This window comes from Streptomyces clavuligerus, assembly GCF_005519465.1.
Taxonomy (GTDB): domain Bacteria; phylum Actinomycetota; class Actinomycetes; order Streptomycetales; family Streptomycetaceae; genus Streptomyces; species Streptomyces clavuligerus.
Genome location: NZ_CP027858.1, coordinates 3,892,202 through 3,915,617 on the forward strand (window position 1 = coordinate 3,892,202; position 23,416 = coordinate 3,915,617).

The following is a 23,416-nucleotide window of genomic DNA, read 5'->3' on the forward strand; positions in this document are numbered from 1 at the left end:
CCACCGGTGGCCGCACGCCTCCGGCGTACCGCCCGCATCGGGTACCGCCCGCCCCGCGCAGCACCGCGGGCGGGCACCCCGGAAGGGTGCCCGCCCGCGGCGGAGTGCGTTCCTGCGACGGAGAACCGGCGTCAGTGAGCGCCGCCCTGCGCCTCCAGGCGCTTGAAGGAGGCCTCGATCTCGGCCTCGGCCTCGGCGCGGCCGACCCAGTCGGCGCCCTCGACCGACTTGCCCGGCTCCAGGTCCTTGTAGACCTCGAAGAAGTGCTGGATCTCCAGCCGGTCGAACTCCGACACGTGGTGGATGTCGCGCAGGTGCTCGACCCGCGGGTCCGAGGCCGGGACGCAGAGCAGCTTGTCGTCGCCGCCCGCCTCGTCGGTCATCCGGAACATGCCGATGGCGCGGCACTTGATCAGGCAGCCCGGGAAGGTCGGCTCGTCCAGCAGGACCAGCGCGTCCAGCGGGTCGCCGTCCTCGCCCAGGGTGTTCTCGACAAAGCCGTAGTCGGCCGGGTAGCTGGTCGAGGTGAAGAGTCGACGGTCCAGGCGGATGCGACCCGTCTCGTGGTCCACTTCGTACTTGTTCCGCGAACCCTTCGGGATCTCGATGGTGACGTCGAACTCCACGGGTGACTCCTCCATGATCAACACATACGTCCGGTGATGCTGTGCCCCTCCGGGGAGCGATCCCCCGGACCCCCAGCCGTATGGTCGCTGGTGCTGACCGGGTGCTGACCGGGGTGCCGTGCACACGGCAAGACGCAGTTCTGGTGATTAAGTGTCTCTCACGCAGGTGTGTGATCGCGAAAGGGGCTGGTGCGAGATGCCGATCATCAGAACATGGCAGCTCGTCGCGGGTGCGACCGCCGTGGGACTGGCCCTCGCCACCGGAGCGGCGGCCCTGGCCGGTCCCTGGGAGTCCGGCAGACGCGCCGCGGAGCGGGTCCGGGCGGCAGAACTGGAGTACGGGACGGGCACGGATCACCGAGCGGGCGCCCCGGGCCCCGGGCGCCCCGCCCCGGCACCCAGCGCGCCCGGCGTGCTCAGCGCGCTCGGCGGCCGTACCGGAACCGCGCCGTCCGACGCCAAGCCGGGGGAGCTGGACGAGGAGCTGGCGGCACTGCTCGGCGCCCCCGCGCTCGGACCGCTCCGTTCCGCGTCCGTCGTCGACACCGCGACCGGACGGCAGCTCTACGGCACGGACGCCGCGCGCCCCATGACCCCGGCGTCGACGATCAAGATCGCCACCACCGTCGCCGCGCTGCACGCGCTCGGACCCGACCACCGCATCCCCACCGCCGTGACGGCGGCGGGCGACCGGCTCACCCTCGTCGGCGGCGGGGACGCGAGCCTGACCCGGGCGGGCCTGCGCACCCTGGCCGAGCGCACCGCCCGCGCCCTGCGTGACCGGGCCATCCAGAGCGGCGCGGCGCCCTCCGTGCGGCTCGCCTACGACACCTCCCTGTACGAGGGCACCACCCGCCACCCCATCGGCAGGAACGGCAATCTCGCCCCCGTCACCCCCCTCATGGTCGACGTGGGCCGCCGCGACCCCGCGACCACCGGCCCCGCCGACCGCAGTGACGATCCTGCGGGGGACGCGGCCCGGCTCTTCGCCGGAATGCTGGAGGACGAGGGCGTGCGCGTCGCCGCCGGACCCGCGCCCGGACGGGCCGCCGAGGACTCCCGCCCGCTCGCGAAGGTGCTCTCCCGCCCGCTGTCCTCCCTGGTCGAGCAGACCCTGACGGAGAGCGACAACGACCTCGCCGAGGCGCTGGCCCGGCAGACCGCGCTGGCCTGTGGCGAGCCCGCGAGCTTCACCGGGTCCGAGCGGGCCGTCCGCGACCGGCTCGCCGCGCTGGACCTCCCGGTCGCGGGCGCCCGCTTCGCCGACGGCAGCGGACTCGACCGCAGGGACCGGCTCAGCGCCCGGCTGCTCACCGGGCTGCTCGCCCGGGCGGCCGAACCCGCCCGCCCCGGACTGCGGTCCGTCCTCACCGGGCTCCCCGTCGCCGGATTCACCGGAACCCTTCAGTCCCGTTACTCCGCCACCACCCCCGGCAGCGGGCTGATCCGCGCCAAGACGGGCACCCTCACCGGGATCGGCTCGCTCTCCGGCACCGTGGTCGCCCCCGACGGACGGCTGCTCGCCTTCGCCTTCCTGGCCGGGAACACCGCCTCGCGGGAGGGCGCCCAGAGCGCGCTGGACCGGCTGGCCGGGGCGCTCGCCTCCTGACCCCGGGGGCCGGCTACCGACCCGTGCCCGGGGAGCAGCGGGGCGGACACCCCACCGCCGCGCGGGCCCAGCACGTACGGTTGACGCATGACGAGCATCGGTGGGGCCGAGATGGTCGACTGGAATCTCGCGGTGGCGACCGCGATCCGCTTCGTGCGGCCGGGGCCGGAGGTGAGCCCGGACGAGGCGCGCGCGGTCGTCGCCGAGCTGCGGGGGCACGCGCGCGCGTCCGAGGCGCATGTGCGGGAGTTCACCCGGATGATCCCGGAGGGCCACGAGCCCGAGGACACCCCCGTGCTCGTCGTGGACCGGGCCGGCTGGATCAAGGCCAATGTGGCGGGCTTCCGTGAACTGCTCACCCCCCTCCTGGACAAGATGCAGGAACGCCGCACCGGCGGCCCCACGGGCGCCGTGCTCGGCGCCGTCGGCGGCAAGGTCACCGGCGTCGAGCTGGGGATGCTGCTGTCGTTCCTCGCCTCCCGGGTGCTCGGACAGTACGAGACCTTCGCGCCCGCCACCCGTGAGCTGCCCGCCGGGGCGGCGGGCGGCGGGCGGCTGCTGCTCGTCGCGCCGAACATCGTCCATGTGGAGCGGGAGCTGGACGTCGACCCGCACGACTTCCGGCTCTGGGTCGCGCTGCACGAGGAGACCCACCGCACCCAGTTCACCGGGGTGCCCTGGCTCCGCGACCACCTCGAAGGGGAGATCCAGTCCTTCCTCGGCGAGACCGACGTCGACCCGATGACCTTCCTGGAGCGGCTGCGCGAGGCCGCCCAGTCGCTGGCGGGGGCCCGCCCCGAGGGCGAGGTGGGCGACGACGACGGCGGACGCTCGCTCGTGGAGCTGGTCCAGAGCCCGGCGCAGCGGGAGATCCTGGGGCGGCTCACCGCCGTGATGTCCCTCCTGGAGGGGCACGCCGACTATGTGATGGACGGGGTCGGCCCGCGGGTCGTGCCCTCCGTCGCCGAGATCCGGGAGAAGTTCCAGCAGCGCCGGGCCAAGGGCGCGGGCCGCCTCGACCTGGCGCTGCGCAGGCTCCTCGGTCTCGACGCCAAGCTGCGCCAGTACCGCGACGGCGAGCGGTTCGTCCGCGCCGTCGTCGACCAGGTCGGCATGGACGGCTTCAACCGGGTCTGGACCTCCCCCAACACCCTCCCGACCAAGGCGGAGATCTCCAAACCGGCGGATTGGATCGCGCGGGTGCACCGCCGGACCGACGGATGAGACGGGGCGCCGCCGTACGCCCCCCGGGGGCCGGGGGACGCCCCCCGGGGGGCACAGCATCACCCATCCGAGGGACCCTGGGGGCCTAGGCAGCCGTGCGATGCTCGGAGAACGGCTCGGTTCTGTCACCATCGACGCACTCTCAGTGACCGAACCGAACGCCGGTACAGGCACTGGGAGAGCACCGAAGCACCGGCTGCGCCAGCCGCCGGGAACCGATCCACCCCCCGCACCGACACTCCTCACCGAGGCACCCCCCGCCTCTTCACGAAGGGCACCGGACATGGGTCCCCATCCTGCGGTCGCGGCGATACGCCTGGCGGTCCGCCGCGTACTCCACGACGTACTGAACGACTACGCCCCCCCGAGTCTCACCGCCCCCCAGCACGCACAGAGCACCCGCACCGACCGGAGCGACCGCGTCGCCCGGCTGCGGCGCTCGGCCGCCCCCGCCTGTCCGGCCGCGGCCTCGGCCACCGCCGCGCACTCCCCCCTGGTGCTCGTGGCCTGCTCCGGGGGAGCCGACTCCATGGCCCTCGCCTCGGCCCTGGCCTTCGAGGCCCGCAAACTCTCCGTACGCGCCGGGGGCATCACCGTCGACCACGGCCTCCAGGACGGCTCCGCCCTCCGCGCCGCCGAGGTCGCCGCCCGGCTCACCGCCATGGGACTCGATCCCGTCGAGGCCACCGCCGTCTGCGTCGGCCGCGACGGCGGCCCCGAGGCCGCCGCCCGGGACGCCCGCTACGCCGCCCTGGACGAGGCCGCCGACCGCCTCGGCGCCGCCGCCGTCCTCCTCGGCCACACCCGCGACGACCAAGCGGAAACCGTCCTGCTGGGGCTCGCCCGCGGCTCCGGCATCCGCTCGCTCTCCGGCATGGCCGCCGTCTCCGGGACCCGCGGCCGCTACCGCCGCCCCTTCCTCCAGATCGACCGGCAGACCGCCCGCAAGGCGTGCATGGTCCAGTCCCTGCCGGTCTGGGACGACCCCCACAACACCGATCCCGCCTACACCCGCTCCCGGCTGCGCCACGAAGGGCTGCCCGCCCTGGAGAAGGCCCTGGGCAAGGGCGTCGTCGAGGCCCTGGCCCGCACCGCGCAGCTCTCCCGCGACGACGCCGACGCCCTCGACACCTGGGCGGCCGACGCGGCCGACGCGGTCCGCGACGAGACCGGTCAGCTGGAGTGCGCCAAGCTGTACGCCCTGCCGCCCGCCGTGCGCCGCCGGGTGCTGCGCCGGGCCGTGATCGAGGCCGGAGCCCCCGCGGGCTCCCTCTTCGCCCGCCATGTGGAGGAAGTCGACCGGCTGATCACCGGTTGGCGCGGCCAGGGGGCCATCAATCTGCCGGGCCGCGTCGAGGCGCTGCGGCAGAGTGGCAGACTTGTCATCCGGCAAGGCTGACGCAGCCCCGTCCCCGTACGGCGGCTGAGGTCATCCGGGAGCCCCGGCGCGGGCTTCCGGAGCCCGGCCCCCCGGACCCGGCCACCCGCCGGTCCGGGGACGGACCCCGGACCCCGGCGAGAGAGAAAGCGACCGCGTGAACGAGAAGGACATGGGCACGGACCTCCAGTCGGTGCTCATCACCAAGGAAGAGATCGACGCGAAGCTGGCCGAGCTGGCCGCGAAGATCGACGCGGAGTACGCGGGCAAGGACCTGCTCCTCGTCGGTGTCCTCAAGGGCGCGGTGATGGTGATGGCCGATCTGGCGCGCGCCCTCTCCACCCCCGTCACCATGGACTGGATGGCCGTGTCGTCCTACGGGGCGGGCACCCAGTCCTCCGGCGTCGTGCGGATCCTCAAGGACCTGGACACCGACATCAAGGGCCGCCACGTCCTGATCGTCGAGGACATCATCGACTCCGGTCTCACCCTCTCCTGGCTGCTGTCGAACCTCGGCTCGCGCGAGCCCGCCTCCCTGGAGGTGTGCACCCTGCTGCGCAAGCCGGAGGCCGCCAAGGTCGCGATCGACGTCAAGTGGATCGGCTTCGACATCCCGAACGAGTTCGTCGTCGGCTATGGGCTGGACTACGCGGAGAAGTACCGCAACCTGCCCTTCGTCGGCACCCTCGCCCCGCATGTCTACGGCGGCTGACCAGGTCTTTGTCCCCGGTCGCTGACCCTCCCTCCCCGGTGGCCGGGTCCGCGGCGCCGGGGAGCGCCCGCCCGGCAGGAACCAAGTGCCCCCCGCGGGCGTTGGACCCCGGGAGGACAGGTTTGTCGTCCACAGCGTGCGGTCAGCGCCGCGATGCTGGGGTACCGTCCGAAGAACAGTCTTTTCTCACAGCAGCATTTACCTACGGGCAGGAGGGACGGGGCGACATCGCTCCGTATGGATGGACGTGAAGCGATACTTCCGTGGGCCGGTCATGTGGATCGTGCTGGCCGTCCTCGCCGTGGTCGTGTTGATGCAGGTCGTCGGCTCGTCGGGCGGCTACAAGACAGTGGACACCGGTCAGGTCGTCCAGGCGATCGACAAGAACCAGGTCGACCAGGTCAAGCTGACCACCGGCGACGAACAGATCGTCAAGGTCGACCTCAAGGACGGCCACAAGGTCAAGGACAGCGACAAGATCCAGGCGAGCTACATCGGCACCCAGGGCTCCGCCCTCGCCGACAAGCTCCAGACGAAGTTCGAGGCCGGTGACATCCCCAAGGGGTACACCGTCTCCCCGTCGAAGCAGAGCCCGTTCATCTCGGTGCTGCTCTCCCTGCTGCCCTTCGTCCTGATCGTCCTGGTCTTCCTCTTCCTGATGAACCAGATGCAGGGCGGCGGCTCCCGGGTGATGAACTTCGGGAAGTCCAAGGCCAAGCTGATCACCAAGGACACCCCCAAGACGACCTTCGCCGACGTGGCCGGGTCGGACGAGGCGGTCGAGGAGCTCCAGGAGATCAAGGAGTTCCTCCAGGAACCGGCGAAGTTCCAGGCCGTCGGCGCCAAGATTCCCAAGGGCGTGCTGCTCTACGGCCCGCCCGGCACCGGAAAGACCCTGCTCGCGCGCGCCGTCGCGGGCGAGGCGGGCGTCCCCTTCTACTCGATCTCCGGCTCCGACTTCGTGGAGATGTTCGTCGGTGTCGGCGCCTCCCGGGTGCGCGACCTCTTCGAGCAGGCCAAGGCGAACGCCCCGGCGATCGTCTTCGTCGACGAGATCGACGCCGTCGGACGCCACCGCGGCGCGGGCCTCGGCGGCGGCCACGACGAGCGCGAGCAGACGCTCAACCAGCTCCTCGTCGAGATGGACGGCTTCGACGTGAAGGGCGGCGTCATCCTGATCGCCGCCACCAACCGCCCCGACATCCTCGACCCCGCGCTGCTGCGCCCCGGCCGGTTCGACCGCCAGATCGCCGTCGACCGCCCGGACATGCAGGGCCGGCTGGAGATCCTCAAGGTCCACCAGAAGGGCAAGCCGGTCGCGCCCGACGTCGACCTCGGCGCGGTCGCCCGCCGCACCCCCGGCTTCACCGGTGCGGACCTGTCCAATGTGCTGAACGAGGCGGCGCTGCTCACCGCGCGCAGCGACAAGAAGCTGATCGACAACCAGGCGCTGGACGAGGCGATCGACCGGGTGGTCGCGGGCCCGCAGAAGCGGACCCGGATCATGTCGGACAAGGAGAAGAAGATCACCGCGTACCACGAGGGCGGACACGCCCTGGTCGCGGCGGCCTCGCCGAACTCCGACCCGGTGCACAAGATCACGATCCTCTCGCGCGGCCGGGCCCTCGGCTACACGATGGTCCTGCCCGAAGAGGACAAGTACTCCACCACCCGCAACGAGATGCTCGACCAGCTCGCCTACATGCTGGGCGGGCGCGCGGCGGAGGAGCTGGTCTTCCACGACCCGACCACCGGCGCGGCCAATGACATCGAGAAGGCCACGGCCACGGCGCGGGCCATGGTCACGCAGTACGGCATGACCGAGCGGCTGGGCGCGATCAAGTTCGGCGGGGACAACACCGAGCCGTTCCTCGGCCGGGAGATGGCCCATCAGCGCGACTACTCGGAAGAGGTCGCCGCGCTGGTCGACGAAGAGGTCAAGAAGCTGATCGAGACCGCGCACAACGAGGCGTGGGAGATCCTCGTCGAGAACCGCGATGTCCTCGACAACCTCGTCCTCCAGCTCCTGGAGAGGGAGACGCTGGGCAAGGAGGAGATCGCGGAGATCTTCGCCCCGATCGTGAAGCGCCCGGCCCGCCCGGCGTGGACCGGCTCGGCCCGGCGCACCCCGTCGACGCGGCCCCCGGTGCTCTCGCCGAAGGAGCTGGCGCTCACCAATGGCGCGCTGAACTCCTCCGCGTCGGCGACGGACCTCACCAAGGACACCACGAGTGCCCCCGAGGACCGCCCGGAGAGCTGAGTCGCGGCCGGTGGGCTCAGCAGTCCCACCCGCCCCGGAATGAATACCGCGTCCCCCCAGGTTCTAGCCTGGGGGGACGCGGCGTTGTGTCGTGCACCGACGAGCAGCAAGAGGAACGAGGCGCAGGATGACGGACCCGGTGACGCTGGACGGCCAGGGCGCGATCGGTGAGTTCGACGAGAAGCGTGCCGAGAACGCCATTCGGGAGCTGCTGGCGGCGGTCGGGGAGGACCCGGACCGCGAGGGGCTGCGGGAGACCCCGGCGCGGGTGGCGCGTGCCTACCGGGAGCTGTTGGCGGGGCTGCGGCAGCGGCCCGAGGACGTGCTGACGACCACGTTCGACCTGGGGCACGACGAGATGGTCCTGGTGAAGGACATCGAGATCGTCAGCCTCTGCGAGCACCATCTGCTGCCGTTCCACGGGGTGGCGCACGTCGGCTACATCCCGGCGGACTCCGGGAAGATCACCGGGCTGTCGAAGCTGGCCCGGCTGGTGGAGGTCTTCGCGCGCAGGCCGCAGGTCCAGGAGCGGCTGACGACGCAGATCGCGGACTCCCTGATGCGCATCCTGGACGCGCGGGGCGCGATCGTGGTGATCGAGGCCGAGCACATGTGCATGTCCGTCCGCGGTATCCGCAAGCCGGGGGCGAAGACGACGACATCGGCGGTGCGGGGGCAGCTCCGGGACGCCTCCACCCGTGCGGAGGCGATGAGCCTGATCCTGGCCCGCTGAGCCCGCTGAGCCCGCTGAGCCCGCTGGGCTTGGCGGGTCCGTGGCCCGGCTGAGCCCCGGGGGAGCGAAGGTACCGGCGGCGGGGCCGCCGGTACCGGTCAGGCGTGGGCCGGACCGGTACCGCCCTGCTGGGCCGGGTCGGAGTCGTCGGGGAGGCGGCAGACCCGCTCCAGGAAGAGCGCGGCGGCGATCACCGCGGCGCCCGCGAGCACCGAGAACCCGGCGTAGATCGCCTGGTCCCGGCGGGCGGGCAGCTCCAGCGCGCCGAGCAGGACGACTCCCACCCCGCCGTACGCCCCGCTGACGAGGGCCGCGACCAGGGCGCTGGCCTGTCCGAAGACGACGGCGCGGGCGGCCATCAGCGGCTCCACGCCCTTGGCGCCGGGGCGGCGCTCACGCTGGGCCTTCAGCCGGGAGCGCAGGGACAGGGCGGTGGCGGTGAGCACGGCGGCGATCGCCGCGAGGACGATCGGCGCGGCCAGCGGAACGCTCGGCAGGGTGCCGAGGGACTCCCACAGCCGGGCCGCCGCCCAGGACAGCACCCCCGCCCCGGCGAAGATGCCGGCCAGTACCCCGAGCCGTAGCTGCTTCACCGACCACGCCGTCCTTCCGTCACCACTGATCGTCCCGCCCATCACCGTTCGTCCCCGGGCCGGGGAGGGCTCGTCCCGCCGTCGGGACCGCTCGCCCCGTGTCCGGGGGCCATGCGTCCAACGACTACTCCGGCAGCCGGAGTTCCAGATCGGGGCGGGCGGTCACACCGGAGCTGTCGATCCGCTCCAGGAGCCCGGCCACCGGGCCGTGTCCGGGCAGCTCGGCCCCGGGGTCGATGTCGTGCCAGGGGATCAGGACGAAGGCCCGCAGATGGGCCCGGGGGTGGGGCAGGGTGAGCACGGGGTCGTCGGAGACGATCTCCGCGTAGGCCACGATGTCCACGTCGAGCGTGCGCGGGCCCCAGCGCTCGTCCCGCACCCGGTCGAAGGCTTCCTCGACGGCGTGGGCCCGCTCCAGGAGCGAGTCCGGCGGCAGGGTCGTCCGCAGCCGCACCACCGCGTTGAAGTACGAGGGCTGGGAGCCGGGCTCGACGCCCCAGGGCTCCGTCTCGTAGACGGGCGACACGGCCTTGACCCGGACGCCGGGGGTGTCCTCCAGCGCGTCGATCGCGCCCTGGAGGGTCTCCAGCCGGTTGCCCAGGTTGGCGCCGAGGGAGAGGACCGCCCAGCGGGGGTTGGAGAGGGTGATGTCGGCCGCGTCGACCTGTTCGACGACGGACGTGGGCACGGGCTGCACCGTGGGATCGCTCATACTCGCCTCCGGGTGATCGTGACGGTCACATCGTCGAAGGGCACGGTGATCGGCGCGTCCGGCTTGTGGACCACCACCTTCACCTCCTGGACCCCGTCGTGCTTGAGGCAGGTGCGGGCGATCCGCTCGGCCAGGGTCTCGATCAGGTCCACCGGCTCGCCCTCGACGACGGCGACGACCTCCTCGGCCACGATGCCGTAGTGCACGGTCTTCGCCAGGTCGTCGTCGGCCGCGGCCGGACGGGTGTCCAGGCCGAGCACCAGGTCCACGATGAAGGTCTGGCCCTCCTCCCGCTCCCGGGGGAAGACACCGTGGTGCCCACGGGCCTTGAGGCCGCGCAGCGCGACACGATCCACGCGAATCACTCCTGCTCTCGTTGTCCGACGGGCTCGCCGGGCGGTACGGCCCTTGCGTACGTACGTGCCCGGAGCACCCCTGCGAATCTACCTGCGGGCACCGACACCACCCGTCCTCGGGGGGCGGTGTCCGGCCGCCGGGGCCCGGGCTCCGCCTCTGCCCCGCGCCCGGTCCGGCAAACCCCCGTGGGGTTCCCCGTGCTCCGATGCGCCGGGCACCACCGTGCTAAGCAGGTGTTTCCTCCTCCGTCTCCCCCTCGTCGTCGCTCTCCGTCAGGACCGGGGAGCCGTGGTGCGACCAGAGCCGCCAGCCCTCGGATGTGCGCCGGAACACATTCGTGGCGACGACGAGCTGGCCCATCAGGGGCCCCAGCTCCCCGCCCGCGTCGGCGGGGCCGCCGCTGAGGATGTTCTCCGTGCAGGTCAGCACCGCGGTGTCGGCCGCCTCCGTGATCTTCACATCGGTGAGGAAGAACTGGATGTACTCCGTGTTCGCCATGATCAGGGCGTAGGAACGGAGCACCTCGCCGCGCCCGGAGAGCACCGGCCAGCCCGGGTGGATGCAGGAGATCTCGTCGTCCAGCCAGAGCGCGGAGAGCGCTTCGAAGTCGCCGCGCTCCAGTGCCTCGTAGAACGCGGTGTTGGCCTGCTCGACGTCCGCGTAGCCGTCCCCGCTCACCGGGCGGCCCCGACGGCGTGGGCGATACGGACGGCGTCCGCCGTGGCGTGGACCTCGTGGACCCGTACGGCCCAGGCGCCCTCGTGCGCGGCGATCGCGGAGACGGCGGCGGTGGCGGCGTCCCGCTCCCGGGCCCGGGGCGGGGTGCCGCCCTGGGCGAGGACATGGCCGAGGAACCGTTTCCGGGACGCGGCGATCAGCAGCGGGCGGCCCAGGGCGCGCAGCTCCCGGATATGGGCGACGAGGGCGAGGTCGTGGGCGGCCTCCTTGGCGAAGCCCAGACCGGGGTCGAGGACGATCCGCTCGGGCGCGACCCCGCCGTCGACCACCGCCTCCATCCGCTGCCGCAGTTCGTCGACGACCTCCGCGACCACGTCCCCGTAGACGGCCCGGCTGTTCATGTCCTCGCTGAAGCCGCGCCAGTGCATCACCACGAAGGGGACCTCGGCGGCGGCCATCGCGGGGACCATCCCGGGGTCGGCGAGACCGCCGCTCACATCGTTGACCAGGGTGGCGCCCGCGGCCACGGCCCGGGAGGCGACCGAGGCGCGCATGGTGTCGACCGAGACGGTGACCCCTTCGGCGGCCAGCCCGCGCACCACCGGGACCACCCGGCGCAGCTCCTCCTCCTCGTCCACCCGGCTGGCTCCGGGGCGGGTGGACTCGCCCCCGACGTCCACCAGGTCGGCCCCGTCGGCGACCAGGTCGAGACCGCGTTTGACGGCGGCGGTGGTGTCGAACCAGCGACCGCCGTCCGAGAAGGAGTCGGGTGTCACATTGACGACGCCCATGACCGCGCAGCGATCCCACTCCGGCAACCCGCTCAACGTACTCATACGCCCACCCTAGGTCGTGTCGCCGACAGTCGCGGGCCCGGGCGCCGGGGCGGTGGCCCGGGCCCGTCCCACCGGCGCGCCCGGTGGGACGAAGGGCCCGGTCAGCCGGGAGTGGTGGTCTCGATCGACTCCAGCGCGACATCGGCGCGCGCGATGTCGTGGGCGTCGGCGTCGATGGAGCGGCGCAGCGCCTCGTGCAGCCGGGCCGGGGTGAGCACCCCCAGGAAACGGCCGGTTCCCTCGGGGTCGATCACCGCGATCCAGCCGGCGTCGTGCTGGAGCATCGTCGAGAACGCCTGCTTGAGCGAGGCGCCCAGCGGCAGCCAGGCGTCCATCCGGCGGGCCCGCTCGCCGACCGTGCCCGTCCCTCGGGCCTGCTCGGCGGAGAGCCAGCCGTGCAGCTCGCCCGCGGCGTCCAGGACGACCGCCCAGCGGGCGCCCAGCTCGCGGGGGAGCGGGTCGTCGAGCCGGACGACGGGCGGCTGTTCGAGGTCGCCCTCCTCGATGGGGGTGACCGAGAGCCGCTTCAGCCCGCGGTCGGCACCGACGAAATCGGCCACATACGGGGTGGCGGGGGCGCCGAGTACGGCGGCGGGGGCGTCGAACTGTTCGATCCGGCCCTGGCCGTAGACGGCGATGCGGTCGCCGAGCCGCACGGCCTCCTCGATGTCGTGGGTGACGAACAGGACCGTCTTGCGGACCTGGGACTGGAGCCGGAGGAACGCGCTCTGGAGATGGTCGCGGACCACCGGGTCGACGGCGCCGAAGGGCTCGTCCATCAGCAGCACCGGCGGATCGGCGGCGAGCGCCCGGGCGACGCCGACGCGCTGGCGCTGGCCGCCGGAGAGCTGCTCCGGATAGCGCGGACCGTGGACGGCGGGGTCGAGGCCCACGAGGTCGAGCAGTTCGGCGGCGCGGGCCCGTGCCCTCGCCCGCGACCAGCCGAGGAGATGGGGGACGGTGGCGGTGTTCTCCAGCACGGTCTTGTGCGGGAACAGGCCGACCTGCTGGATGACATAGCCGATGCCGCGGCGCAGCTCGACCGGGTCGACGGCCGCGATGTCCCGGCCGTCGACGGATATCCGCCCGTCGCTGGGCTCGATCAGCCGGTTGACCATTTTCATCGTGGTGGTCTTGCCGCAGCCCGAAGGGCCGACCAGAGTGACCAGTTCGCCCTCGGCCACCTCGAACGAGAGATCGTCGACGGCGGTCGTGCCGTCCGGATATCGCTTGGTGACATGCTCGAAGCGGATCATGGCTCCCCATTGTGGTGCGCTGTGTGTGAAGGCCGTGTTGCGTGGGTGTGTCGGATTCCGCTGACTGTCAGTGGCCCAGGTTAAGGTCATCAGACATATGTTCGGAACGGGCGGGGAGGCGGGGGGAATGAGCGCACACGGCGCCGTGGCACCCGTACGGGAGAACTGCCTGACGGCCAATGACTGGATCTGCGGGGAGTATCTGCGCACCCGCGCCCAGGAGCTGACCGACGCCACGGTGGAGCACATCTGGATCACCGGCACCTCGGTGCTGATCGGGCTGCTGGTCGCCTTTCCGCTGGCGCTGCTCGCCCGCTCCCGCCCCGCCTTCGCCGGACCGGTGCTCGGGCTGACGACCCTCCTCTACACCATTCCCTCGCTGGCTATGTTCTCGCTGCTGCTCCCGCTCCTCGGGCTCTCGGCGGCGCTGGTCGTCACCGGGCTGGTGCTCTACTCCCTCACCATCCTGGTGCGGAACATCCTCGCGGGGCTCGCCGCCGTCCCCGAGGAGGCCCGGGAGGCCGCCCGCGGCCTGGGATACGGGCCGGCGCGGCTGCTGTGGGAGGTCGAACTGCCGCTCGCGCTGCCCGCGCTGATGGCGGGGGTGCGGATGGCGACCGTCTCCACCGTCGCGCTGACCACGGTCGGGGCGCTGATCGGCCGGGGCGGTCTCGGCGATCTCATCGACGACGGGGTGCAGACCACGTTCAAGGCACAGGTGCTGGCCGCCTCCGTGCTCTGTGTCCTCCTCGCCGTCGTGGCGGATCTGCTGCTGCTGGGGCTCCAGCGGCTGCTGACACCGTGGACCCGGATACGCCGGGCCGAGGAGGCCGTCTGATGGGGGTACTCGCCGACGCCTGGACCTGGCTGGCCACGGGGTCCAACTGGTCCGGGGAGGACGGGGCCTGGCACCGGCTGGGCGAGCATGTCTATGTCAGCGGGGTCGCCCTCGCCGTGGCCTGCGCGGTCGCTCTGCCGCTCGCGTGCTGGCTCGGACACATCGGCAAGGGCGGCGCGCTCGCCGTCAACCTGTCCAACGCGGGCCGCGCGATACCGGTCTTCGCCGTGCTCGCGCTGCTCATGCTCACTCCGCTGCGCACCGCCGGATACACCCCGACGATCATCGCACTGGTGCTCTTCGCCGTTCCGCCGCTGCTGACCAACGCCTATGTGGGGATGCGGGAGGTGGACCGCGCCGTGGTCGAGGCCGCCCGCGGGATGGGGATGTCCGCGCGGCAGGTCTTCCTCAGGGTCGAGCTGCCGCTCGCCTACCCCCTGCTGATGACCGGGGTGCGCTCGGCCGCCGTCCAGGTGGTCGCCACCGCCACCATCGCCTCGATGGTCGGCCAGGGCGGTCTCGGCCGCATCATCACGGCCGGCTTCACCACCTTCGACACCCCGCAGGTGGTGGCCGGGGCCCTGCTGGCCGCCCTGCTCGCGCTGCTGGTGGAGGCCGTCCTCGTGACGGCCGACCGCCTGCTCGATCCGCGTCGCCGGGCCACCGCCGCCGGGCGGCGCGCCCGGTGGACCTCCCCTCTTCCCACCGCCCCTGGAACCTCCGGACGGAGCAGCTGATGCGCAAGACCCCGACCCTCGCCGGAGCGGTACTGGCCACCGCGGCGCTGACCGCCGCGCTCACGGCGTGCGGCGGCGACAGCCTGGAGGACTCGGGCGGCTCCCCGGGCGGCGGCTCCGGCGGGCGGGGCTCCCTCGTCGTCGGCTCCGCCTCCTTCACGGAGTCCAAGGTCCTCGCCGAGCTGTACGCACAGCTCCTCGCCGACGCCGGCTACCGCACCTCCGTCACCACGGTGAAGAACCGCGAACTGTACGAGCCCTCGCTGGAGAAGGGCGAGATCGACGTCGTGCCGGAATATGCCGCGACGCTCGCGGAATTCCTCAATGCGAAGGTGAACGGGCCCAAGGCGCCGGAGCGGAAGCCGGTCGCCTCCAGCGATGCGAACGCCACCGTCGCCGCACTCTCCAAGCTCGCGGAACCCCGTGGACTCAAGGTGCTTCCGCCCGGCAAGGCCGTCGATCAGAACGCCTTCGCGGTGAGCCGGGAATTCGCGGAGAAGAACAAGCTGAAGACCCTTTCCGACCTCGGTGAATCCAAGCTCGGGGTCCGGATCGCGGCGGGTGACGAGTGCGCGGTGCGCCCGTTCTGCGCCCCCGGACTGAAGTCCGTGTACGGGATCGACGTCACCGGCATCGACCCCAAGGGCGTCGGCACACCGCAGTCCAAACAGGCCGTCAGGGACGGTGTCACCCAGTTGGTCCTGACCACCACCACGGACGCCGCACTCGAAGGACTGGTCTTCCTCGAAGACGACAAGAAGCTCCAGAACGCGGACAACGTGCTGCCCGTCGTCAATGCGAAGGACGCGGGCGACCCCCGGATAGCGAGTGCGCTCGGCAGGCTGACGTCCGTGCTGACCACGGAAGACCTGGCGGAGTTGAACCGCAGGGTCGACACCGAACGGGCCAAGCCCAAGGACGTGGCGAAGGAGTATCTGGTCTCCCGGGACCTGCTCAAGAAGTAGGAATGGCTGTCGGATAGCCCGACCGGCCCCGTACAACTTGTGTACTAGGGCCGGGTCGATATCCCCTTCGGCTACTTCGCACGGTAAATTTCTGGCCATGCCACGTGGACGCCATCGTCATTCACCGCCCTTGCACAGGCTGCTTCCGCCCTCCGCGGTGGCCGGAGTTGCGGTGGTGTGCGCCGCCGGCTCGTGGCTGCTGACCGAGCCGCTGCTGCTCCAGACCCTGGCCACCGTGTCCGCCGCGGCGGCCGTCACCGGCGGCGTGCTGATGCGCCGTTGGGACCGCTCGGCGGGCCGCCGGGTCGCCGATCTGACCCGGAGCCGGGCCGGGGAGGCCTGGCGGTCCGAGGAGCGCATCGCCGAGCTGGAGACCGCGGCCGAGGAGGCCCGCGAGTCGCGCCTCAAGCTGGAGGCCAAGCTCCGGGCCAAGCGGATCGAGCTGGCCGGGCTCCGGGGCGAGCACGCCGCGCTGCTGCGCCGGTACGCGACCTCCGAGACCGAACGGGCCAGTGTGCTGGAGGACCGCCGCCAGCTCGAAGCCGACTCCCCCTCGCCCGCGCACACCCACGCCAAGGCGGGCGCCCCGAAGGCGCTGCCGCCTGCCCCGACCCCGCCCCGCTACCTCCAGGCCGCCCGGGCGCTGGAGAACCTCGCGCGCAGCGCCGCCGGTCAGCGGCGGGCCCCCGAGCAGGGCGCGCCGGGCCGTCCGGCGCCCGCCCGGCCCGGCGCGCTGCCCGCGGCCCGGCCCGGGGAGCTGCCGCCCGCTCCGGTCCGCAGCCCGCGGCCGGTGGGCCCCGGGGCGCAGGCCCCGGCCGCAGCCCCCGTCCCTGCTCCTTCCGCCCCCGTTCCTTCCGCCGCCGTCCCGGTGCCGGTGGACCGGCCGGGCTCCGGCGCGGCCCGGGTCCCGGCGCCCGCCGCCGAGCCGTCCCCCGCCGCTCCGCAGGGCTCCGCGGCGGTCGACACCGCGATCGCCACCGCCGCCCCCGCGACCTCGTCGGTGGCCATCGCCGAGCCCGCCACGGTCACGGCCGCCGTCGCCGCACCCGCCATCGCTCCGCCCGCCGCCCCGGTGCCCGCTCCCGCCGCGAAGCCCCGTGCGGCGTCCGGTGCCGGTGCCGGTGCTCCGGCGGCCGCGGCGATCGTGCCCTACGGCTCCCGCCGGGGCTCCGCGCAGAATCGCCCGGAGGGGAACTTCGACTTCTTCGGCAACGCCGCCGGGGGCCCGTCCCCGGAGCGGGCGCGGAAGGCCATCGAGGCGGCGGTGCAGGAGGAGGACCTCGCCGACGTGGTGGGCGAGGAGGCGCTCGCGGAGCGCACGGCCGAGCCGGCCGCCACCGACGAGCGGCCGGTGGCGAAGGACCCGGCTGCGCAGGAATCGGCGGCGAAGGACCGGGCGGCGAAGGACGCCACCGCGTCCGCCGCGTCTCCCGCGCGGGAGGCCGAGGCGGGCGACGTCATCGATCTGACCGCGCACGACGAGACCGAGAAGCTCGACCTCGAAGCGCTGCGGAACGCCATCAGCTCCTGAGCCGCCGGTACGGCGGAACGCGGCGAGGCCCCCGGGGACCGCTCCCCGGGGGCCTCGCCGCGTTCCGCCGCGAGCACTGTCGGCCACGCGTCCGCTGCTCGTCGGTTGCCCGCCGCCTGCTCGCCGCCTGCTTGTCTCCTACTTGTCGATGTCGCCCACGACGAAGAACAGCGAGCCCAGGATCGCCACCATGTCCGCGACCAGCGTGCCCGGCAGCAGCTCGGTGAGCGCCTGGATGTTGTTGTACGAGGCGGAGCGCAGCTTCAGCCGATAGGGGGTCTTCTCCCCCTTGGAGACCAGGTAGTAGCCGTTGATGCCGAGCGGGTTCTCGGTCCAGGCGTAGGTGTGCCCCTCCGGCGCCTTGAGCACCTTGGGCAGCCGCTGGTTGACCGGGCCGGGCGCCAGCCCCGCGATCCGGTCCAGACAGGCGTCCGCCAGGTCCAGGGAGTTGTGCGTCTGGTCGAGCAGCACCTCGAAGCGGGCCAGACAGTCGCCCTCGGCCCGGGTGACGACCTTCAGTGTGTCCGTCAGCTCCCCGTACGCGAGATACGGCTCGTCCCGGCGCAGATCGAAGTCCACCCCCGAGGCGCGGGCGATGGGCCCGCTGACGCCGTACGCGTGCGCCGCTGCCGCCGACAGCGTCCCGACCCCGCGGGTGCGGCCCCGGAAGATCTCGTTGCCGAGGACCAGCCGGTCGTACACGTCCATCCGGGAGCGCACCTCGGCCACGGTGTGCCGGACCCGGCCGAGCCAGCCCGCCGGAAGGTCCTCCTTGAGCCCACCGACCCGGTTGAACATGTAGTGCATCCGGCCGCCGGAGATCTCCTCCATGACGTTCTGGAGCTCTTCGCGCTCCCGGAAGGCGTGGAAGACGGGGGTGATCCCGCCCAGCTCCAGCGGGTAGGAGCCGAGGAACATCAGATGGTTGAGCACCCGGTTCAACTCGGCGAGCAGGGTGCGCGTCCACACCGCCCGCTCGGGCACCTCCATGCCGAGCATCCGCTCGACCGCCATGACCACGCCCAGTTCGTTGGAGAAGGCGGAGAGCCAGTCGTGGCGGTTGGCCAGCATGATGATCTGGCGGTAGTCGCGGGCCTCGAACAGCTTCTCCGCGCCCCGGTGCATATAGCCGACGACGGGTTCGGCGCTCCGCACGATCTCCCCGTCGAGGACCAGCCGGAGGCGGAGCACTCCGTGGGTGGAGGGGTGCTGGGGGCCGATGTTGAGCACCATGTCGGTGCTCTCCGCCGCGCCGCCGATCCCGAACGTCGTCTCCGTCATGCGGTCAGTATCCCCCGGGGGCCCTGGTGGCCCGGCCCGCCCCGGGCCACGGCGGCCCGCCACCGGCCGCTGCCGCAGTCGGCAGCCGCAGCCCTGGGCCGGTCGTCCGCCCCCGGCCCGCCCCCTCTGGTGAACGCCCGGGCGCGCCCCTCCGGTGAACGGGCCGGGCCCGCGCTCATCTCGGCTGCCGCAGCCAGAGGAAGTCCCCCAGCCCGCCCCGGGCCGTCAGCTCCGCCGCCTCCCCCGCGGCGGCCAGCGCGCGGACGTACCCCGCCGGGTCGGCGGCGGCCAGTGTCAGCGGCGGGCGCCCGCCGCTGACGCCCAGGGCGCGCAGCGCCTCCCGCTGCGTGGTCAGCGTCCCGCCGGGCAGGGCGCAGGCGTCCAGCGCGACATGGGCGGTGATGTCGCAGCTCCCGTCCGGCACGGGCCGCACCTCGCGGCCGGAGCGGAAGCCGGTGAGCGTGCCGAAGGGCGGCCGGTCCCCGGACCGGTGGGCGTAGTCCACGGCCACCGCGAGCCCCGCCCGCACGGAGCCCGCGGCCCGGGCCCAGGCCGCGTCCCGGCTCCGGCCGATCTCGGCGCGGGCCCCCGGGCGGGCCAGCGGCCACCAGCGGTCGAGCCAGCGCGCGTCCGCGCCCGTGACCGGCGGGCCCAGCCGCTCGGTCCCGTCCTCGTCGACGAGGACCCGCCGTACGGTGCCGTCCTCGTCCACCTCCGCGACATCGACGGGGACGTTGTCCAGCCACTCGTTCGCGAACAGCAGTCCGCTGATCCCCGGCGGGGGCGCGGCGGTCCAGGTGATCCGGGGGTCGAGCCCGGCGGGCCGCTCGGCCCGTTCCACCGCGTACGCGCGGACGGGGAAGCCGTCGGGCAGCGCCGCCAGCACCCCCGTCGCCAGCTCGCCGCGGCCCGCGGCCATGTCGACGAAGGACACGGCACCCGACGGCTCCAGCCGCCCCTCGTCCGCCAGCCGCCGCGCCGTCTCCCGCAGCAGCCGGGCGACCGCTCCCGCGAAGAGCGGGGAGGCGTGCACCGAGGTGCGGAAGTGACCGGCCGGTCCCTCCGGCCGCCGGTAGAACCCGCCGGGGCCGTACAGCGCGGACTCGGCCGCCTCGCGCCAGCCGCGCTCCTCGACGGCCCCGACGGCCCCGACGGCTCCGACGGCTCCGGCACCGATGGCGCCGACCTCGACGGCCCCGGCCCCTTCCCGACCACATCCGGAGATTCCGCTTCCGGCTGCGCCCCCGCCGGTCCCGCCGACCGCGCTGACCTTGTCGTCCCCGCTCATCACGCCGTTTCCTCGTTCGTCACGCCGACAAGTCTCCGCCGTGCGGACGTCGCCCGCTCTCCACCTTGGGGAGTACGCGCCCCCGGTGGGGATCGCTCTGACGGTTGACCCCTACAGCTGTCGCCTTTCCCTACGCTGGGTTACGTGCATCGCGTCTATGACTTCGTCCGCAGGCACCCCACAGGGAGCGACACCTTCTGGGGTGTCGTCCTCCTGTCGGTCGCCCTGCTGGATCTGTCCATGGTGGACCGGTACAACCCGGGCTGGATCGGCGTGCCCCTCTCCGTGGGATTCAGCATCGTGGTCGCCCTGCGCCGCCGGATGCCGGAGCAGATGCTGCTGCTGACCGCAGTGCTGGCGCTGGTGCAGCTCGTCGCGGGCATCCAGACCTACCCCGGTGACTTCGCCATGCTGGTGATCATCTACACGGTCGCCGCCCATGACGCCGCCCGCTGGGCCCGCAGGCTCGCGCTGGTCGCGGGCATCGTGGCCGCGCCCGTCTCGCAGCTCGTCTGGCCGCCGCCGGGCGATGTGAGCATCGCCGCGCGGGTCTTCCTGGTGGTCATCCTGGTGGTGCCGTTCGTGCTCGCCTGGGTCCTCGGCGACTCGAACCGGACCCGCCGGGCGTACTTCGCCCAGCTGGAGGAGCGCGCGCTGCAACTGGAGAAGGAGCGCGAGGCCCAGGCCAAGGTCGCCGTCGCCGCCGAACGGGCCCGGATCGCCCGCGAGCTGCACGACGTGGTCGCGCACAACGTCTCCGTGATGGTGGTCCAGGCCGACGGCGCCGCCTATGTCCTGGACGTCGCCCCCGACCAGGCCAAGAAGGCCCTGGAGACCATCTCGACCACCGGCCGCCAGGCGCTCGCGGAGATGCGGCGGCTGCTGGGGGTGCTGCGCACGAACGACGGACCGGACGGGGACGAGTACGTTCCACAGCCGGACGTGGGCCAGATCGAGGACCTCGTCGAACAGGTCCGCAAGGCCGGGACCACCGTCGACTTCCGGATCGAGGGCACCCCGCGCCCACTGCCCAGCGGTGTCGAGCTGACCGCGTACCGCATCGTCCAGGAGGCGCTGACCAACACCCGCAAGCACGGCGGACCCCAGGTCGGCGCGAGCGTGCGGCTCGTCTACTTCGACGACGGGCTCGGACTGCTGGTGGAGGACGACGGCCGCGGGGCCTCGCACGAGCTGTACGAGGACGGCGGGGCCGACGGCAAGGGCCACGGGCTCATCGGCATGCGGGAGCGGGTCGGTATGGTCGGCGGCACACTGGACGCCGGGCCCCGGCCCGGAGGAGGCTTCCGTATCAGCGCGCTGCTCCCCCTCAAACCCGCCTGACCCCATCCCCCCTATCCCCCCTTCCTCCTCCCCTCTCATCCCTCCTTCTCATCCTCCTGCCCATCCCTCATCCCTCATCCCCACTCCCGACAGACCGAAGGAACCGGCTGATATGTCCATCAAGGTGATGCTCGTGGACGACCAGGTGCTGCTGCGCACCGGATTCCGCATGGTGCTCGCCGCCCAGCCGGACATGGAGGTCGTCGCGGAGGCGGGCGACGGCGCGGAGGCCATCGAACTGCTCCGCTCGACCGCCGTGGACGTGGTGCTGATGGACGTCCGCATGCCCCGGCTGGACGGCGTGGAGGCGACCCGGCGGATCTGCGCCCAGCCCGACCCGCCCAAGGTGCTCATCCTGACCACCTTCGACCTGGACGAGTACGCCTTCTCCGGGCTCAAGGCGGGCGCCAGCGGCTTCATGCTCAAGGACGTGCCGCCGGGCGAGCTGCTGGCCGCCATCCGCTCGGTGCACAGCGGGGACGCGGTCGTCGCGCCGTCCACCACCCGCCGGCTGCTCGACCGCTTCTCGCCGATGCTCCCCAGCGGCGGCCCCGAGCCCCGGAACAAGGAGGTGGACCGGCTCACCGAGCGGGAGCGCGAGGTGATGATGCTCGTCGCCCAGGGGCTGTCCAACGGTGAGATCGCCGGGCGGCTGGTGCTCTCCGAGGCCACCGTGAAGACCCATGTGGGGCGCATCCTCACCAAGCTCAACCTCCGCGACCGGGTGCAGGTCGTGGTGCTCGCGTACGAGACCGGCCTGGTGCGGGCGGGCGGCGGCCCCGCGCGCTGAGCCACCCGCCCGGCGGCGGCCCCCCGTACGCTCGGACCCGTGCCGCTGTGGATCAACGGCCCCTTCGGGGGCGGCAGCACGCGGACCGCGTACGAACTGCACCGCGGGCAGGGCTTCGCCGCGGTGAGGTCGCGGACCGGATCGCGGAACGGGCCGGGCTGTGCCATGTCCGGCTGGGCCGAGGCTCCGGGGATCAGCGGAGCACGGTCTCCAGATAGTCGCTGCCCAGCCGGGCGACGGCGGTGACGTCGAGCTGGTGCAGCACATACCGGCCGCGGCGGCGGGTGCTCACCAGACCGGCCCGCTTGAGCACCCCGAGGTGGCGGGAGACCTCGGGCGCCGTGATCCCGTACGACTCCGCCAGCTCACTGGTGGTGTACGCGGCCCGGGCCAGGTTCCGGCACAGCCGCATCCGCACCGGATGGGCGAGCGCCTCCATCCGCCGCTGGAGGAGTTCCACCGTCCCGGGCCCCTGGAGCGCGGGCGCCCCGATCGGATAGTGGATCACCGGCCGCCAGCCGGGGGCGTGCAGCACCATCAGATGCGGCCAGCCGAAGCTGGACGGCACCAGGGTGAGGCCCGGCCCGAGGTCAGGATCGACGGCGGTGGTCCGGCCCTCGGCGAACTTGTCGGCGGTGACGCAGGTGTGGTCCTCGTCGACCGTCAGCGCGGGGGAGACCGCGTGCAGGGTCTCGGCGAGGCCCTTGTGGCGGAGCAGTTCCGTCTTGTGCCGGGCGTCGGCGGCGAGCTGGGGCGCGATCCGGGCCCAGGTGTCCGCGAAGAAGGCGCGTTCGCAGTCCTCGAAGAGCCTGCGGACCCAGGCGCGGACCGCCGCGGGGTCCTTCAGCAGCCGCTTGGTGAAGTCGAGCTGCCGGGGGCCGCGGTGGGCCGCCAGCTCCAGGGAGCGCTCCCGGCGGGCCGGGTCGCTGAGGGCGGACGGCCCGCCCTCCGAGTAGGTGCTGCCGCAGGTGAACTCCAGCGCCGCGGAGACGAAGCGCTCGTCGTCGAACCGGTCGAGGAGGTCGAGTTCGTCGGCGAGGGTGTGCATGCCGCGGGCGCCGCGCGCGGGGTCCGGCGGGAGCGCCGCGAACGGCATGAACACGTCCGAGAACGTGGACCGCCACAGGAAGTCCGCCTCGCACAGCCGGTCGGCCAGGTCCGGCTGGAGCGCGGCGGAGGTGGCGGTGGCCCAGCCGTGCAGCCCCGGGTGGTGCCCCGGCTCGGCGAGCGCGTGCAGGGCGACGCCCAGCTCGGCGAGGGGCGATATCTCGAAGACGATGCGCTCCCGGGGGAGCCCGCTGATGTCGATGGTGACGCTCACGGCTCCCATGGTGCGGGGTGCGCCGACGCACCGGTCACCCGGTTGACGCGGAGCGTCAATCGACGCGACGGTCCGTTCTCCGGGCGCCTTGGCCGCGGGGGGTGCCGCCCCGCGCCCGCGGTGGTTCGGGGCCTGAGCCTCGGTCTCCTCTGGAAGGGCATGCCCACGGGGCTGAGTCACAGGCGCTGTGCCGGTGGTGTCCGGGCCCACTGCCCGTGCGGGCCCGATGTCGGGGGCCGGCCCCGAGCCCCCGCTCCTCAACCTCCCCCGGAGGGGGCACCCCCAAGGGGCTGGAATGTGCGCGGGCCAACCTCCCCCAGAGGGGGCACCTCCACGGGGCTACATTCGGG

Annotated in this window: 22 protein-coding genes; 12 read left to right on the forward strand and 10 right to left on the reverse strand. The window is 73.0% G+C overall.

What is annotated here, in order from left to right; genetic code table 11:
• Window positions 1-131 precede the first annotated feature (131 nt).
• Complete coding sequence (locus CRV15_RS16370) at window positions 132-626, reverse strand: inorganic diphosphatase (protein WP_003953602.1); 495 nt, start codon at window positions 624-626, stop codon at window positions 132-134.
• 196 nt (window positions 627-822) lie between these two features.
• Between CRV15_RS16370 and dacB the strand changes: the two genes are divergently transcribed.
• The 6 genes from dacB to folE all read left to right on the forward strand — a co-directional run bounded on the left by dacB (window position 823) and on the right by folE (window position 8,542).
• Window positions 823-2,235 carry a D-alanyl-D-alanine carboxypeptidase/D-alanyl-D-alanine endopeptidase gene (gene dacB / locus CRV15_RS16375; RefSeq protein ID WP_003960848.1) on the forward strand — a complete coding sequence of 471 codons (1,413 nt, stop codon included), beginning with the start codon at window positions 823-825 and terminating at the stop codon, window positions 2,233-2,235.
• 87 nt (window positions 2,236-2,322) lie between these two features.
• Window positions 2,323-3,459: a zinc-dependent metalloprotease gene (locus CRV15_RS16380; protein ID WP_003960847.1), complete on the forward strand. Its 1,137-nt coding sequence runs from the start codon at window positions 2,323-2,325 to the stop codon at window positions 3,457-3,459.
• Window positions 3,460-3,742: 283 nt separating this feature from the next.
• Window positions 3,743-4,858: a tRNA lysidine(34) synthetase TilS gene (tilS, locus tag CRV15_RS16385; RefSeq protein WP_003953598.1), complete on the forward strand. Its 1,116-nt coding sequence runs from the start codon at window positions 3,743-3,745 to the stop codon at window positions 4,856-4,858.
• A 151-nt stretch (window positions 4,859-5,009) separates the two neighbouring features.
• A complete protein-coding gene (gene hpt / locus CRV15_RS16390) occupies window positions 5,010-5,549 on the forward strand; it encodes a hypoxanthine phosphoribosyltransferase (RefSeq protein ID WP_044954996.1) in 540 nt (179 codons plus the stop codon).
• A gap of 241 nt (window positions 5,550-5,790) precedes the next feature.
• Window positions 5,791-7,809, forward strand: coding sequence for an ATP-dependent zinc metalloprotease FtsH (gene ftsH / locus CRV15_RS16395; RefSeq protein WP_003960846.1), 2,019 nt, complete (start codon window positions 5,791-5,793; stop codon window positions 7,807-7,809).
• A 127-nt stretch (window positions 7,810-7,936) separates the two neighbouring features.
• Window positions 7,937-8,542: a GTP cyclohydrolase I FolE gene (gene folE / locus CRV15_RS16400; protein WP_003953595.1), complete on the forward strand. Its 606-nt coding sequence runs from the start codon at window positions 7,937-7,939 to the stop codon at window positions 8,540-8,542.
• 98 nt (window positions 8,543-8,640) lie between these two features.
• Here the strand turns inward: folE and CRV15_RS16405 are convergent, their stop codons facing one another.
• From CRV15_RS16405 to CRV15_RS16430, 6 genes are all read right to left on the reverse strand, one after another.
• Window positions 8,641-9,135 (reverse strand): DUF3180 domain-containing protein, encoded by a 495-nt coding sequence (locus CRV15_RS16405; protein ID WP_003953594.1) that lies wholly within the window; start codon window positions 9,133-9,135, stop codon window positions 8,641-8,643.
• Window positions 9,136-9,259: 124 nt separating this feature from the next.
• Window positions 9,260-9,847, reverse strand: coding sequence for a 2-amino-4-hydroxy-6-hydroxymethyldihydropteridine diphosphokinase (gene folK, locus CRV15_RS16410; protein WP_003953593.1), 588 nt, complete (start codon window positions 9,845-9,847; stop codon window positions 9,260-9,262).
• Window positions 9,844-10,203, reverse strand: coding sequence for a dihydroneopterin aldolase (folB, locus tag CRV15_RS16415; protein ID WP_009996503.1), 360 nt, complete (start codon window positions 10,201-10,203; stop codon window positions 9,844-9,846). The genes folK and folB overlap by 4 nt, the downstream gene beginning before the upstream one ends.
• A gap of 226 nt (window positions 10,204-10,429) precedes the next feature.
• The gene (locus tag CRV15_RS16420; RefSeq protein WP_003953592.1) at window positions 10,430-10,882 is read right to left on the reverse strand and encodes a nuclear transport factor 2 family protein; all 453 of its coding nucleotides are present in this window, start codon (window positions 10,880-10,882) and stop codon (window positions 10,430-10,432) included.
• Window positions 10,879-11,718 (reverse strand): dihydropteroate synthase, encoded by an 840-nt coding sequence (gene folP / locus CRV15_RS16425; protein WP_003953591.1) that lies wholly within the window; start codon window positions 11,716-11,718, stop codon window positions 10,879-10,881. The genes CRV15_RS16420 and folP overlap by 4 nt, the downstream gene beginning before the upstream one ends.
• 101 nt (window positions 11,719-11,819) lie before the next feature.
• Window positions 11,820-12,974, reverse strand: a complete 1,155-nt coding sequence (locus CRV15_RS16430; protein WP_003953590.1) for an ABC transporter ATP-binding protein — start codon at window positions 12,972-12,974, stop codon at window positions 11,820-11,822.
• A 127-nt stretch (window positions 12,975-13,101) separates the two neighbouring features.
• Between CRV15_RS16430 and CRV15_RS16435 the strand changes: the two genes are divergently transcribed.
• From CRV15_RS16435 to CRV15_RS16450, 4 genes are all read left to right on the forward strand, one after another.
• Window positions 13,102-13,812 (forward strand): ABC transporter permease, encoded by a 711-nt coding sequence (locus tag CRV15_RS16435; RefSeq protein WP_003953589.1) that lies wholly within the window; start codon window positions 13,102-13,104, stop codon window positions 13,810-13,812.
• Window positions 13,812-14,549 carry an ABC transporter permease gene (locus CRV15_RS16440; protein WP_003953587.1) on the forward strand — a complete coding sequence of 246 codons (738 nt, stop codon included), beginning with the start codon at window positions 13,812-13,814 and terminating at the stop codon, window positions 14,547-14,549. The genes CRV15_RS16435 and CRV15_RS16440 overlap by 1 nt, the downstream gene beginning before the upstream one ends.
• Window positions 14,549-15,514 carry an ABC transporter substrate-binding protein gene (locus CRV15_RS16445; protein WP_003953586.1) on the forward strand — a complete coding sequence of 322 codons (966 nt, stop codon included), beginning with the start codon at window positions 14,549-14,551 and terminating at the stop codon, window positions 15,512-15,514. The genes CRV15_RS16440 and CRV15_RS16445 overlap by 1 nt, the downstream gene beginning before the upstream one ends.
• Before the next feature lie 130 nt (window positions 15,515-15,644).
• Window positions 15,645-17,045 (forward strand): hypothetical protein, encoded by a 1,401-nt coding sequence (locus CRV15_RS16450; RefSeq protein ID WP_029182953.1) that lies wholly within the window; start codon window positions 15,645-15,647, stop codon window positions 17,043-17,045.
• A 138-nt stretch (window positions 17,046-17,183) separates the two neighbouring features.
• Here the strand turns inward: CRV15_RS16450 and CRV15_RS16455 are convergent, their stop codons facing one another.
• Both CRV15_RS16455 and CRV15_RS16460 read right to left on the reverse strand, forming a co-directional pair.
• Complete coding sequence (locus tag CRV15_RS16455) at window positions 17,184-18,326, reverse strand: NADH-quinone oxidoreductase subunit D (RefSeq protein ID WP_003960840.1); 1,143 nt, start codon at window positions 18,324-18,326, stop codon at window positions 17,184-17,186.
• A 175-nt stretch (window positions 18,327-18,501) separates the two neighbouring features.
• Complete coding sequence (locus tag CRV15_RS16460; protein WP_003960839.1) at window positions 18,502-19,614, reverse strand: SAM-dependent methyltransferase; 1,113 nt, start codon at window positions 19,612-19,614, stop codon at window positions 18,502-18,504.
• A 144-nt stretch (window positions 19,615-19,758) separates the two neighbouring features.
• On the opposite strand from CRV15_RS16460, the gene CRV15_RS16465 reads away from it, so the two are divergent.
• The gene (locus CRV15_RS16465) at window positions 19,759-20,955 is read left to right on the forward strand and encodes a sensor histidine kinase (protein WP_003960838.1); all 1,197 of its coding nucleotides are present in this window, start codon (window positions 19,759-19,761) and stop codon (window positions 20,953-20,955) included.
• A 112-nt stretch (window positions 20,956-21,067) separates the two neighbouring features.
• A complete protein-coding gene (locus tag CRV15_RS16470) occupies window positions 21,068-21,745 on the forward strand; it encodes a response regulator transcription factor (RefSeq protein WP_003960837.1) in 678 nt (225 codons plus the stop codon).
• Window positions 21,746-21,938: 193 nt separating this feature from the next.
• Here CRV15_RS16470 and CRV15_RS16475 read toward each other — a convergent pair whose 3' ends face one another.
• Window positions 21,939-23,075, reverse strand: a complete 1,137-nt coding sequence (locus CRV15_RS16475; RefSeq protein WP_003960836.1) for a DUF5937 family protein — start codon at window positions 23,073-23,075, stop codon at window positions 21,939-21,941.
• Window positions 23,076-23,416: the final 341 nt, after the last annotated feature.